The sequence below is a fragment of the Amycolatopsis kentuckyensis genome (assembly GCF_002155975.1).
Lineage (GTDB): Bacteria > Actinomycetota > Actinomycetes > Mycobacteriales > Pseudonocardiaceae > Amycolatopsis > Amycolatopsis kentuckyensis.
Map to the genome: position 1 here is coordinate 18,425 of NZ_MUMI01000090.1, position 12,250 is coordinate 30,674.

The following is a 12,250-nucleotide window of genomic DNA, read 5'->3' on the forward strand; positions in this document are numbered from 1 at the left end:
CGACCGGCCGACACCGTTCGCCGAGCGGTGCCGGGCCTGATCAACTGAACCGATCACGTTGGCGTCGCGTCGGGTAACGCCCGGCGTGCGCGGCTGGTCAGCGCCGCGCAGCCGGGCCGAAGACAACCCGTCAGTAGCTTGACCGATCCCGCGAATCCCATGCCCCGGAAGGGTTTTCGCGCCTCGGGGAACCTCCGGGTCTTCATGTGATCCCGGATCGCGGCGCATTAGTGTGGGGTGGCCGGCTCAACGCCGAACCGGCGCGGTGCCACCTCACGCAAACTGGAGAGTTGCCTCAAATGAGCTCGACCGGAGTCTCGTCCCTACCCGGAACCGGAGCCGACGCCGAACCCGAATTCGGCGCGTCGCGCTCCCCGGCCAGCCCGGAGCAGATCAGGGACGACCTGATCGACTCCGCCGCCGGGCTGGCGCCGGAGATCGGTGAGCTCATCCGGCTCTACTACCGGCACCTCCCGCCCGAAGAAATCGTCGGCGACGAGCCCGTCAACCTGGTCGGCGCCGTTCGCTCGCACCTGCAGCTGGCCAAGTCGCGGATGCCCGGCCGCCCGGCCGTGCGGCTGCTGAACCCGACCGTCGCCGAAGACGGGTGGGCCCGCGAGGCCACCGTCGTGCAGGTCGTCACCGACGACATGCCGTACCTGGTCGACTCGATCGCCGCGGAGTTCGCGCGCGACGGCGTGCAGGTGCAGCGGATCGTTCACCCGATCGTGGTGGTCAGCCGCGACCTCACCGGGGAACTCCTCGAGGTCCACCCCGACGCGGACCCGGCCGAGCCGCCCGCGAACTCGGCCGCCGAGTCGTGGATGTACATCGAGATCGACTTCGTCACCGACCGCAACCGGGCGCGCGAGCTCGACAACCGGCTCTCCAGCGTCCTGGGTGACGTCCGCGAGGTCGTCGAAGACGCCGAGAAGATGGCCCAGACGGCCTGCCAGCTGGCGAGCGAACTGGAGACCGACCCGCCGCGGCTGCCCGAGGGCGAGGTCGCCGAGGGCGCCCGCCTGCTGCGCTGGCTGGCCGACGGCCACTTCACCTTCCTCGGCTACCGCCGCTACGAACTGATCGACAACCCCCACCCGGACACCGACGAGCCGGCCCTGCGCGCGGTCCTCGCCTCCGGCCTCGGCGTGCTGCGCCAGGACAGCCTCGCCGCCCGCGGCCTCACCGCCGGCCCGGACACCGCCGCCACCGCCCTCGCGCCGACGCTGCTGGTGCTGACCCAGGCGAGCGCGCCCTCGACCGTGCACCGGCCGGTCTACCCGTACTACGTCGGCGTGAAGACCTTCGACGCCGAGGGCAACGTCACCGGTGAACACCGCTTCCTCGGCATGTTCACCACCACCGCGCTACACGAGAACGTCCTCGACATCCCCGTCGTCTGCAAGCGCGTGCGCGAGGTCATCCACCGCGCCGGCTTCCCGATCGAGTCGTTCTCCGGCCAGCGGATGCTCGAAATCCTGCAGAACTGGCCGCGCGCCGACCTGTTCTCCGCCGACACCGACTCCCTGTACTCGACGACGACCGGCGCGATCACCCTCTCCGACCGCCGCCGGCTGCGGCTGTTCCTGCGCCGCGACCCGTACGGGCGCTTCTATTCCTGCCTCGTCTACCTCCCGCGCGACCGCTACACGACGCGCTCGCGGCTGGCGATGCAGGAGGTCCTGCTCGAAGAGCTCGAAGGCACCCAGCTCGAATACAGCGCCCGGATCGGCGAGACCGTCCTGGCGCAGGTGCACTTCGTCGTCCACACCGACCCCGCGCGCCGGCTCGAGCCGGACACGCTCAAGATCCAGGACCGGCTGAACGACGCCGTCCGCACCTGGGACGACCGGATGGTCGAGGCGGTCCTCGACGAACGCCGGGAACGCGCCGACGGCGGCGTCGCGGTCGGGATCGTCGGCGAGGAATCGGCCACCGAGCAGGGCCAGCGCTTCGCGATGGTCTTCCCCGAGGGCTACAAGGAGGACTTCACCGCCGAAGAGGCGCTGGCCGACCTCCGGTCGCTCGACTCGCTGACCGACGAAGGCGACCTCGCGCTGTCGTTCTACGAGCCCGCCGACTCCGCGCCGGGCGAGCGGCGCTTCAAGCTCTACCTGCGCGGCGAGGGCGTCACGCTCTCGAAGGTGCTCCCGGTGCTGCAGGCCATGGGCGTCGAGGTCGTCGACGAGCGGCCGTACGAGCTGCACCGCGAAGACGGCGGCGCGTGCTGGATCTACGACTTCGGCCTGCGCGTCGACCAGAAGATGCTCGACGAGTCCGACGAGCACGCCGTCGAAGAGCTGCGCGGCCGCTTCCAGGACGCCTTCGAGGCCGCCTGGCGGGGCGACGCCGAGGTCGACGGCCTCAACGGCCTCGTCCTGCGTGCCGGGCTCACCTGGCGCCAGGTCGGCGTGCTGCGGGCCTACTCGCGGTACCTGCGCCAGGCCGGCAGCGCGTTCTCCCAGGACTACATCCAGAACACGCTGCTGAACCACACGCAGGTCGCGACCAAGCTGCTGCGGCTGTTCGAGGCCCGGTTCGCGCCCGAGCTGTCGGAGGCCGACCGCGAGGCCGCCACCGACGCGCTGGCGAGCGAGCTGAACGCGATGATCGACGAGGTCACCAGCCTCGACGAAGACCGCATCCTGCGCCGCCTGATGGCCGTCATCCGGGCCACGCTGCGGACGAACTACCACGTCACCGGCGCCGACGGGACGCCCCGCGAATACCTGTCGATCAAGCTCGACCCGGCCGGCGTGCCCGACCTGCCCGAACCGCGGCCGAAGTTCGAGATCTTCGTGTATTCGCCGCGCGTCGAGGGTGTGCACCTGCGCTTCGGCGAGGTCGCGCGCGGTGGCCTGCGCTGGTCGGACCGCCGCGAAGACTTCCGCACCGAGATCCTCGGCCTGGTCAAGGCGCAGGCGGTGAAGAACGCGGTGATCGTGCCGGTCGGCGCGAAGGGCGGCTTCGTCGTCAAGCGCCCGCCGGCCCCGAGCGGCGACGCGAGCATCGACCGCGACGCCCAGCTCAACGAGGGCATCGCCTGCTACCGCATGTTCATCTCCGGCCTGCTCGACCTGACCGACAACCGCATCGAGGGCAAGACCGTCCCCGCGCCGGGTGTCGTCCGGCACGACGCCGACGACTCCTACCTGGTCGTCGCGGCCGACAAGGGCACCGCGAAGTTCTCCGACATCGCGAACGAGATGTCGGCGAAGTACGGCTTCTGGCTGGGCGACGCCTTCGCGTCCGGTGGCTCGGTCGGCTACGACCACAAGGCCATGGGCATCACGGCGAAGGGTGCCTGGGAGAGCGTCAAGCGGCACTTCCGCGAGCTGGGCAAGGACACCCAGACCGAGGACTTCACCGTGGTCGGCATCGGCGACATGATGGGCGACGTCTTCGGCAACGGCATGCTGCTGAGCGAGCACATCCGCCTCGTCGCGGCGTTCAACCACATGCACGTCTTCCTCGACCCGAACCCCGATGCCGCGGCGACGTTCGCGGAGCGGCGCCGGCTGTTCGACCTGCCGCGCAGCTCGTGGGACGACTACGACCGGTCGCTGATCAGCGAAGGCGGCGGGATCTACCCGCGCACGGCGAAGTCGATCCCGATCAGCCCGCAGGTCCGCACGGCGCTCGGCCTCGAGGACGGCGTCACCGCGCTGGCACCGATGGACCTGATCCAGGCGATCCTGCTGGCGCCGGTCGAGCTGCTCTGGAACGGCGGCATCGGCACCTACGTCAAGGCGGAGAACGAAACGCACGCCGCCGCGGGCGACAAGGCCAACGACGCCATCCGCGTCGACGGCAAGCAGCTGCGTGTCAAGGTGTTCGGCGAAGGCGGCAACCTCGGCCTGACCCAGCTGGGCCGGATCGAGTTCGCCCGCAACGGCGGCAAGATCAACACCGACGCGCTCGACAACTCGGCCGGCGTCGACTGCTCCGACCACGAGGTCAACATCAAGATCCTGCTCGACCACCTCGTGCAGACCGGCAAGCTGGAGCGCGAACAGCGCAACGAGCTCCTGGAAGAGATGACCGACGAGGTCGGCGCGCTGGTCCTCAAGGACAACTACCGGCAGAACGCCGTCCTCGGCGTCAGCCGCGCGCACGCCGCGCCGATGCTGTCGGTGCACGCGCGCCAGGTCCAGGCGCTGGTGTCCGCCGGTGCGTTCGACCGCAAGCTCGAAGCGCTGCCGAGCAACTCGGAGTTCCGCGAGCTGGAGAAGGCGGGCAAGGGCCTCACCTCGCCGGAGCTGGCGACGCTGCTCGCGCACGTCAAGCTGGAGCTGAAGGACGAGCTGCTGGCCAGCGACCTGCCCGACTCGAAGGTCTTCGCGGCCCGGCTGCCCGAGTACTTCCCGAAGCCGCTGCGCGAGCGGTTCGGCTCGGCGATCGGCGAACACCCGCTGCGCCGCCAGATCATCACCACGCTGATCGCCAACGAGGTGGTCGACGGCGGCGGCATCTCCTTCGTCTACCGGCTGATGGAGGAGATGAACGCGACGGCGACGGACGCGGTGCGCGCGTACGCCGTGGTGACGCAGGTGTTCGACCTCCCCGCACTGTGGAAGGAGATCGACGCGCTCGACAACGTCGTGCACACCGACGTCGCCGACGAGATGGTGCTGGAGACGCGGCGGCTGCTCGACCGGGCCGCGCGCTGGTTCCTCACCAACCGGCCGCAGCCGCTGGCGCCGCTGTCGGAGATCAAGCGCTTCGGCCGGGTGCTGGGCAAGCTCGTCCCGAACATCGGCGACCTGCTGCGCGGCCGCGAGGCCGAGTCGGTGGAGAAGCACGTGAACGAGCTGATCGCCGCGAACGTGCCGGAGGGGCTGGCCCGCCGGGTGTCGCTGCTGCTGCACACCTTCGGCCTGCTCGACGTCACCGAGGTGGCCGAGCTCGCCGAGCAGCAGATCGGCGTGGACGCGGTGCACAGCCCGGCCGAGACGGCGGAGCTGTACTACGCGCTCTCGGCGCACCTGGACATCGACCAGATGCTCACCGAGATCAGCAAGCTCGAACGCGGCAACCGCTGGCACGCGCTCGCCCGGCTTTCGCTGCGCGACGACGTCTACGGCTCGCTGCGGGCGATCACGCTCGACGCGTTGCGGCACAGCGATCCCGGCTCGTCCGGGGACGCCAAGATCGCGCAGTGGGAGAAGACGAACGCCTCCCGGCTGCAGCGGGCGCGCGTCGCGCTCGACGAGATCACCAAGTCCGGCCGGCTCGACCTGGCGACGCTGTCGGTGGCGGCCCGCCAGATCCGGAGCACGGTGCGGTGACCTACGTTGCGCACGTCCGCCCGCGCTGGACGGACATGGACGTCTACGGCCACATCAACCACGCGAAGCTGGTGACGCTGCTCGAAGAGGCGCGCATCCCGCTGTTGTTCGAGAAGGCCGTCGCGGCCGGGCTCGACCAGCTGCCGAAGGGCATCGTCGTGGTGCGGCTCGAAGTGGCCTACAAGCGGCCGATCGTGGTGTCCGGGCAGCAGCTGCGGATCGACATCGACCTGACCGAGCTGCGCGCGGCCAGCTTCACGCTGGCCTACCGCGTGCGCGGCGGGCCGTCGGCGGACGACCCGGTGGCGGTCACCGCGGAGACGGTGCTGGCGCCGTACGACACGGTCGAACTGCGGCCGCGTAGGCTCAGCCCGGCCGAGTCGGAGTTTCTGAAGCAGGGGTTCGCGGATGCCTGAGTTGTTCGTGCCGGACGCGGCCGACCGGGAGACCCTCGGCGCCTTCGTCGCCCGCGCGGTCCGGCTGGACGGCCAGACGGCCGTCCGGCTGCGCCGGCGTGGCGACGGCGTGGTCGAGGCCTGGACGGCGACGCCGTTCGAGTGCCTGGCCACCCGCGCGGTGGCCGGGGACGTGACGCCCGGCGACGTCACGGTGTCCGGCAACGAGCTGCTCGCGGCGCTGACCGTGGCGGGCGGCCCCCGGATGGACCCGGGCCCGGCCCGCGACCTGCTGTGGCACGGCGAACTGCCGCCGTCGGGCCGCTGGCCGCTGGTCGACGAGCTCCCGGCGCAGGTGGTGTCCGAGCTGGCGGACCGCGGCGTGACGCTGGCCAGGGACAACGTGGGCCCGCACGGCACGCCGCCGGCGTCGCTGATGGACCAGGCGGTGCTGACCGTGAGCGGCGGATCGGTCGAGGTCAAGGTGCAGATGCGCTGCCTCTTCGCGATGTCCGGCATGGGCTTCGTGGACTCGGACGTCCCCGGTGACGTCGTCCGCGTGACGGCGACGGACTCGTGGCTGCGCTTGGACGCGCGCTACGGCGCGATCGTGCGCCGCCGGCACGCGCTGTTGCCGCTGTTGTTCTGACGAAGTCCTTACGGCGGCCACCGCTGCACGCCGGGCGGTGGCACGCTGGAGGCATGAGCCCGGACGAAGACCCGACCGCGGACTTCCTCGAAGGTGTGCGCACCGAGGAGACGCCGTGGCGGACGGACCGTCCGGCGGGCGAGCAGGCGCCGGAGCGCGCCGAAAGACCTGAGAGGTGGGGCCGCACGCGTGCGGCGGGCCGGGCGGCCGCCCAGGCGGCGCCCTACCTCCAGGCCGCGGCCCTGGTGGCGTGGCTGGCGAGCGGCGCCTTCGACGACGGCTCGGGCAACCAGAGCTAGACGAGCCAGGCGGCCGAGTCCGCGGGCAACTTCCCCTCGACCAGCGGACTGCTCGACAGCAGCACCTCACCCGGCGGCAAGGCGATCGGCGACGCCGAGGTGTTCAGCGCGCACACCAGCCCGCCCCCGCGCCGCCGGAACGCGAAACACCCGGCCGGAGCGCCGTACCACTCCAGCTCGTCGCCGCCGAACGCCGAGTGCGTCTTCCGCAGCTCGATCGCCTGCCGGTAGAGCGAAAGCGTCGAGTCCGCGTCCTCGATCTGCTTCTCCACCGTCAGCCCGGCCCACTCCGGCGGCATCGGCAGCCACGTGCGCGGGTTCCGCGAGAACCCGAACGGCGGCAGGTCGCCCTCCCACGGCAGCGGCACCCGCGAAACGTCCCGCCCGAACTCGGCGCCGCTCGTCTTCGCGCGCGGGTCGGCCATGTCCGACGGGGACAGCTCGACGTTCGCCAGCCCCAGCTCTTCGCCGTTGTACAGGTACACCGCGCCCGGCAGCGCGAGCTCGACCAGCGCCATCGCCCGCGCGCGGCGCACGCCGGCCGCGCCACCGCCGTAGCGGCTGACCTGCCGCCAGACGTCGTGGTTGCCCAGCGTCCAGGTCGCCGGGGCGCCCGTGCGGGCCGGGACGGCCAGGGAACGCTCGATGGCCGTGCGCATGGCGTCGGCGTCGAAGTGGGTCAGCACCAGCCGGAAGTTGAACGCCAGGTGCAGTTCGCCGGGCCGCAGGTAGCGCGACAGGCGTTCCTCGTCGGTCACCCAGATCTCGCCGACCGCCATCGCGTCCGGGAACTCGTCGAGCACCTTGCGGATCATCTGGTGGATTTCGTGGACGCCGTCGTGGTCCCACCGCGGGTCGTAGTAGTGGCTCGGCCCCAGCGCGTCCGCGCGCGGGTCCATGTCCGGCAGGCCGGGCGGCTTGGCCATGCCGTGGGCGACGTCGATGCGGAAGCCGTCGACGCCGCGTTCGAGCCAGAACCGCAGCGTGCGTTCCAGGTCGGCGGCGACCTCGGGGTTGGCCCAGTTGAGGTCCGGCTGCTGCGGCGCGAACAGGTGCAGGTACCACTGCCCGTCCGGCACCCGCGTCCAGGCCGGGCCGCCGAACGCGCTGACCCAGTTGTTCGGCGGGTCTTCGCCTTTCGGCCCGACGCCGTCGCGGAAGATGTAGCGCTCGCGCTCCGGGCTGCCCGGCGCGGCGGCCATCGCCGACTTGAACCAGGCGTGCTGGTTGCTGGTGTGGTTGGGGACCACGTCGACGGTGACCTTGATGCCGCGCTTGTGCGCCTCGGTCAGCAGCACGTCGAAGTCGCCGAGGGTGCCGAACATGGGGTCGACGTCCCGCGGGTCGGCGATGTCGTAGCCGTGGTCGGCCATGGGGGAGCGGTAGAAGGGCGTCAGCCACAGCGCGTCGACGCCCAGGAGCTCCAGGTAACCGAGCCGGGAGTGGATGCCTTCCAGGTCCCCGACGCCGTCACCGTCCGAGTCGGCGAACGAGCGTACGTAGACCTGGTAGAAGACGGCATCGCGCCACCAGGCTCCGTCGTTCATACGAAGCTGTTCATCATGCTGTGCGCGGCCATCTCCAGGTAGGCCCAGAGCTGCCCGCGGTAGGGCTCTTCCAGGTTCTCCTCGTCGACGGCGATCCGGATGCAGCGCAGCCAGGCATCCCGCTCCAGCGGCCCGATCTTGAACGGCGCGTGCCGCATCCGCAGCCGCGGGTGCCCGCGCTGGTCGGAGTAGGTGTGCGGGCCACCCCAGTACTGGATGAGGAACAGCCGGAACCGCTCCTCGGCGGGCCCGAGGTCCTCTTCGGGGTAGAGGGGCCGGAGGATCTCGTCGCGCGCGACTTCCTCGTAGAACCGCCCGACGATCCGGCGGAAGGTCGGTTCGCCGCCGACCGCTTCGTAGAGGTTCGCCGGTTCGCTCACTGCAGACACGCCTTCCATTTTGCCCCTGGGGTGCGGGTTCCCGACGCCCGGTCCGCTCTGTTCCGGTTCGTCGCGAACCCGCTCCCCAGCGTAACGGCGCCCGCGGCCGCTACTTCCCGGCCGCCGGGGCTGCGGGCGGGAACAGCCGGCCGAGCGGCGGGTCGAAGCCCGCCTCCTCCAGCGCCGCCAGCAGCTGGGCACGCAGCGCCCGCTGCACCGCCCACTGCTTGCCCGGCCGCACCTTCACCGTCAGGCGCAGGGAGAGACCCTCCGGTGTGACGCTTTCCACACCCAGCATCTCCGGCGGCTCGAGGACGTTGTCCTTCAGCGCCTCGCTCTCGGTGGCCGTGACCGCTGCGTCCGCGAGCACCGTCGTCGCGCGCTCGACGTCGGCCGTGTAGCCGACGGGGACGTCCACGACCGCCACCGCGAAGCCCTGGCTCGAGTTGCCGACGCGCAGGACCTCGCCGTTGCGGACGTACCAGACCGTGCCCTTGACGTCGCGCAACGTCGTGATCCGGAGCCCGACGGACTCGACCGTGCCGGACGCTTCGCCGACGTCCACGACGTCGCCGACGCCGTACTGGTCCTCGACCATCATGAAGATCCCGGACAGGAAGTCCTTGACCAGGTTCTGCGCGCCGAACCCGATCGCGACGCCGATGATGCCGGCCGACGCGATGATCGGCCCGAGGTCGATGCCGAGTTCGCCCAGCACGAGGATGAACGCCAGGCCGTAGATCAGGAACGTCGCCATCGACTTCAGCACCGAGCCGATGGTCATCGCGCGCTGGCGGCGCCGTTCGATGATGGCGGAGCCGAGCACCTCCGGGGCGCGCTCGCGCAGCGGACGCAGCATCGACGGGAGCTTGCCGCCCGACTTCGGCAGCGTCGTGACGCGGTTGATCAGCCGTCTCAGGATCAGGCGGACCAGGAACGCGATCACGATGATCATCAGGATCTTGACCGGCTTGGTGATCAGCCAGTTCGCCGAGCCCGCCAGCCACAGGTTGTGCGTGACGTCGTACACCGTGTAGCAGAACGTGCTGGGGTCCTTCACGCACGGCGGATCGGCGGTGGGAAGCAGGGAGAGCACGGGGGTTCGTTCATCCTTCCGATCGGGTCGGCCGCCCCAACGCCGAGTGGATGTTGGGTCGCGCGGATGTGACACGTCTTGTAACACACGTGCGCTGGGGGCCTGTTCTGTGGTCGACTATGCCTACGCCCCTGGAGGTGGTCGAGTGCCAGACCGACAACCCAGCCCCCGCGGCGTCTCCGGCCAAGCCACGGCCGACGAGGCGCCAGAGGTGGTTCTGCGTGCCTATCCGGGGGGTTCCGCATCCGGCGGAACCGTCCCGGCCGGGCCGGGGACCCGCCCAGGGGGAGTGACCCGCCCGCCCGGACAGCGTAGTAGAGGCCGGGATCCGGCTGCCCCGGCCTGGGGCCGGCGCCGGGTGCTCCTGCTCAACGCCACGTTCGAGCCGCTGACCGCGTTGCCGTTGCGGCGCGCCGTCGTGCTCGTGATGTGCGGCAAGGCCGAAGTGGTCCACGGTGACCCCGGCGGGATCGAGCTGCATTCGGCGAAGGTTTCGCTGCCGGTGCCCTCGGTGATCCGCCTCAGCACGTACGTGCGCGTACCGTATCGCGCGCAGGTACCGCTGACCCGGGCCGGGCTCATGCACCGCGACCGGTACCGCTGCGCCTACTGCGGAGGGCGGGCCGAGACGATCGACCACGTCGTCCCGCGCAGCCGGGGTGGCCCCCACAGCTGGACCAACTGCGTCGCCTGTTGCGCCAAGTGCAACCACCGCAAAGCGGACCGGATGCTCTCGGAGATCGGCTGGCGGCTGCGGATCGTCCCGCGGGCTCCCCACGGCCCGCACTGGCGGCTGCTCGCGCACTCCAAGGAGGCCGATCCGCTCTGGCGGCCGTATCTCGGCTCCGCCGCTTGACGCGCTGACGGCCCGGGTGGCGGAGCCTGGGTGCTGCTGTCTCGGGGGCTCTCGGACAACCCCCGGACAAGCCGGCGCCCCGGCTGCCTTGCGGCGGCCGGGGCGAGCCGGGTGCTTGCGCGATGCGCTCAGGTAGTGCGCGGCCCTGGAGTACGGGGTCAGGCAGCGAGCGTGTAGTCGCTCTGGCAGGTGACGCGGGTGCCCATGGTGACGCGTGTGCCGCGGGTGACACGAGTGCCTCGCGTGACGCGGGTGCCGCAGGTGACTCGCGTGCCGGCCGTCACACGCGTGCCCATCGTGACCCGCGTGCCACGGGTGACCCGGGTCCCTCGGGTGACCCGCGTGCCCGCCGTCACCCGGGTGCCCATGGTGACGCGCGTTCCCGCCGTCACCCGTGTACCGCGAGTGACGCGTGTACCCCGGGTAACCCTTGTGCCCGCCGTCACACGCGTTCCGGGCACGAATTCGATGTCGCTGAGTGACGAGAAGGTCTCGGTGATCGCCTGTGCGGGCGTCTGGACGCTGTTCATGGCAAGGCCTCCTGGGACCGGTGCGTTACCTGCTGGGGCTGGGGAGCGGGGCGCAAGGCCCGTACAGGTGAAAAAGCTACGAGGATTTCAAGGTCCCGACAAGACGACAGCGGCGGGTGCGGCCGCCTGTACGTTGAGTTGCAACCTTTCGGCCCGACGGTCTTCGCCCCAACGTTCCAGTGGCCGCGAGCCAAGCGGCGGACGGCACTCGGCTTACGACGAACGGTCGAGTGCGCCGCGCGCGGTGGCCGCGGAGGTCATCCGATACGCTCACCGCCGTGAACGTTGTCGAGACGATCGTGGTCTTCGCCGTGATCCCGCTGGCCATCTACGGCCTCGCCGGGCTGCTGACGCTCCGGCGCAGGTCCGGCGGTGCCCCGCGGCACCGGTCCGGCCAGGCCTGGGAGTACCCGGCCATGTGGTGGAGCGCCAACCCCGAAGGGGCGGGCACGGGACACCGGCACGCCGGTACCGAGAACAGCGCGCCCGAGGGCGCCCCGACCGCGGCGGGAGGCGCTCGTGGCAACTGGTGAGCTGACGAAGCGCGTCGACGAGTCCGAGCTGGGCTACGGCGAAGCCCTGATGGCCACCGGACGGGTGTCCGCGGCCAAGATGTACGAGCCGGAGGCGCCGTCCGGGCCGTTCAACACCCGCCAGCTGGCCCGCCTCGACGAGGCCCTGACGTTCGCTTCGCGGGAGACGGGCCTGGACTTCAGCCTGTACCTCGGGGAGCTCGGGGCGGAGAGCCGCGAGACGGCGGAGAAGCTGCACGCGACGACGGCGGACCCGGCCAACTCGGTCCTGATCGCGGTCTCGCCGGGCGAGCGCAAGATCGAGATCGTCACGGGCAAGGCGGCGCACCTGCGTCTTCCGGACCGCGGCGCCAAGCTGGCGGTGGCGAGCATGGTGGCGTCGTTCAAGGAGGGTGACCTGGTCCGCGGACTGGTCAGCGGCCTGGTGAACGCGCTGCGGATGCTGTCGGACCAGGCGGGTCCTGCGCCGCGCTGATCTTTTGGCCTTCGAAGGAGCCCTGCGCCTTGGTGTGGGGCTCTTTTCTTTGCTCGGACCAGGGTTATTCCGCCGACCCCGAACGGGTTTCTCCGCCGAGCCCGAACGGTTTCTCCGCCGACCCGAACGCCGGATTGTTCAGCGGGCGGCAGACCGTGTCAAGGCGGGAAAGCGTGCCTTGACACGGTCTGCCGCCCGCTGA

The 12,250-nt window shown here is 70.9% G+C and carries 11 protein-coding genes; 7 read left to right on the forward strand and 4 right to left on the reverse strand.

Annotation, left to right across the window (positions count from 1 at the left end; all coding sequences use genetic code 11):
• Positions 1 to 299 precede the first annotated feature (299 nt).
• From CCN39_RS09660 to CCN39_RS09675, 4 genes are read left to right on the forward strand one after another with little or no spacing between them, the layout of a single operon-like run.
• A complete protein-coding gene (locus CCN39_RS09660) occupies positions 300 to 5,288 on the forward strand; it encodes an NAD-glutamate dehydrogenase (RefSeq protein WP_086840487.1) in 4,989 nt (1,662 codons plus the stop codon).
• Positions 5,285 to 5,704, forward strand: coding sequence for an acyl-CoA thioesterase (locus CCN39_RS09665; RefSeq protein ID WP_086840489.1), 420 nt, complete (start codon positions 5,285 to 5,287; stop codon positions 5,702 to 5,704). The genes CCN39_RS09660 and CCN39_RS09665 overlap by 4 nt, the downstream gene beginning before the upstream one ends.
• Positions 5,697 to 6,332 (forward strand): DUF8010 domain-containing protein, encoded by a 636-nt coding sequence (locus tag CCN39_RS09670; protein WP_086840491.1) that lies wholly within the window; start codon positions 5,697 to 5,699, stop codon positions 6,330 to 6,332. The genes CCN39_RS09665 and CCN39_RS09670 overlap by 8 nt, the downstream gene beginning before the upstream one ends.
• A gap of 53 nt (positions 6,333 to 6,385) precedes the next feature.
• On the forward strand, positions 6,386 to 6,631 hold the full coding sequence (locus tag CCN39_RS09675; RefSeq protein WP_086840493.1) for a hypothetical protein: 246 nt from the start codon (positions 6,386 to 6,388) through the stop codon (positions 6,629 to 6,631).
• Here the strand turns inward: CCN39_RS09675 and CCN39_RS09680 are convergent.
• From CCN39_RS09680 to CCN39_RS09690, 3 genes are all read right to left on the reverse strand, one after another.
• Positions 6,628 to 8,178, reverse strand: a complete 1,551-nt coding sequence (locus CCN39_RS09680; RefSeq protein ID WP_086840495.1) for a glycoside hydrolase family 13 protein — start codon at positions 8,176 to 8,178, stop codon at positions 6,628 to 6,630. The genes CCN39_RS09675 and CCN39_RS09680 overlap by 4 nt on opposite strands.
• Complete coding sequence (locus CCN39_RS09685; protein ID WP_086840497.1) at positions 8,175 to 8,558, reverse strand: globin; 384 nt, start codon at positions 8,556 to 8,558, stop codon at positions 8,175 to 8,177. Before CCN39_RS09685 ends, CCN39_RS09680 begins: the two co-directional genes overlap by 4 nt.
• Positions 8,559 to 8,667: 109 nt before the next feature.
• Positions 8,668 to 9,654, reverse strand: a complete 987-nt coding sequence (locus CCN39_RS09690; RefSeq protein ID WP_434781098.1) for a mechanosensitive ion channel family protein — start codon at positions 9,652 to 9,654, stop codon at positions 8,668 to 8,670.
• 358 nt (positions 9,655 to 10,012) lie between these two features.
• Between CCN39_RS09690 and CCN39_RS09695 the strand changes: the two genes are divergently transcribed.
• Complete coding sequence (locus CCN39_RS09695; protein ID WP_086840499.1) at positions 10,013 to 10,510, forward strand: HNH endonuclease; 498 nt, start codon at positions 10,013 to 10,015, stop codon at positions 10,508 to 10,510.
• A 158-nt stretch (positions 10,511 to 10,668) separates the two neighbouring features.
• Here CCN39_RS09695 and CCN39_RS09700 read toward each other — a convergent pair whose 3' ends face one another.
• Positions 10,669 to 11,040 carry a hypothetical protein gene (locus tag CCN39_RS09700; protein WP_086840501.1) on the reverse strand — a complete coding sequence of 124 codons (372 nt, stop codon included), beginning with the start codon at positions 11,038 to 11,040 and terminating at the stop codon, positions 10,669 to 10,671.
• A gap of 278 nt (positions 11,041 to 11,318) precedes the next feature.
• Between CCN39_RS09700 and ctaJ the strand changes: the two genes are divergently transcribed.
• Both ctaJ and CCN39_RS09710 read left to right on the forward strand, forming a co-directional pair.
• Entirely contained in the window at positions 11,319 to 11,573 is a 255-nt protein-coding gene (gene ctaJ / locus CCN39_RS09705; protein ID WP_043777461.1) for an aa3-type cytochrome oxidase subunit CtaJ, read from the forward strand.
• On the forward strand, positions 11,560 to 12,048 hold the full coding sequence (locus CCN39_RS09710) for a DUF5130 family protein (protein WP_086840503.1): 489 nt from the start codon (positions 11,560 to 11,562) through the stop codon (positions 12,046 to 12,048). Before ctaJ ends, CCN39_RS09710 begins: the two co-directional genes overlap by 14 nt.
• Positions 12,049 to 12,250 lie beyond the last annotated feature (202 nt).

Bases quoted from the DNA above. Each gene is read 5' to 3' on its own strand.
- CCN39_RS09660 (WP_086840487.1), top strand. From the start codon at position 300: ATGAGCTCGACCGGAGTCTCGTCCCTACCCGGAACCGGAGCCGACGCC.
- CCN39_RS09670 (WP_086840491.1), top strand. From the start codon at position 5,697: ATGCCTGAGTTGTTCGTGCCGGACGCGGCCGACCGGGAGACCCTCGGC.
- CCN39_RS09675 (WP_086840493.1), top strand. From the start codon at position 6,386: ATGAGCCCGGACGAAGACCCGACCGCGGACTTCCTCGAAGGTGTGCGC.
- CCN39_RS09680 (WP_086840495.1), bottom strand. From the start codon at position 8,178: ATGAACGACGGAGCCTGGTGGCGCGATGCCGTCTTCTACCAGGTCTAC.
- CCN39_RS09700 (WP_086840501.1), bottom strand. From the start codon at position 11,040: ATGAACAGCGTCCAGACGCCCGCACAGGCGATCACCGAGACCTTCTCG.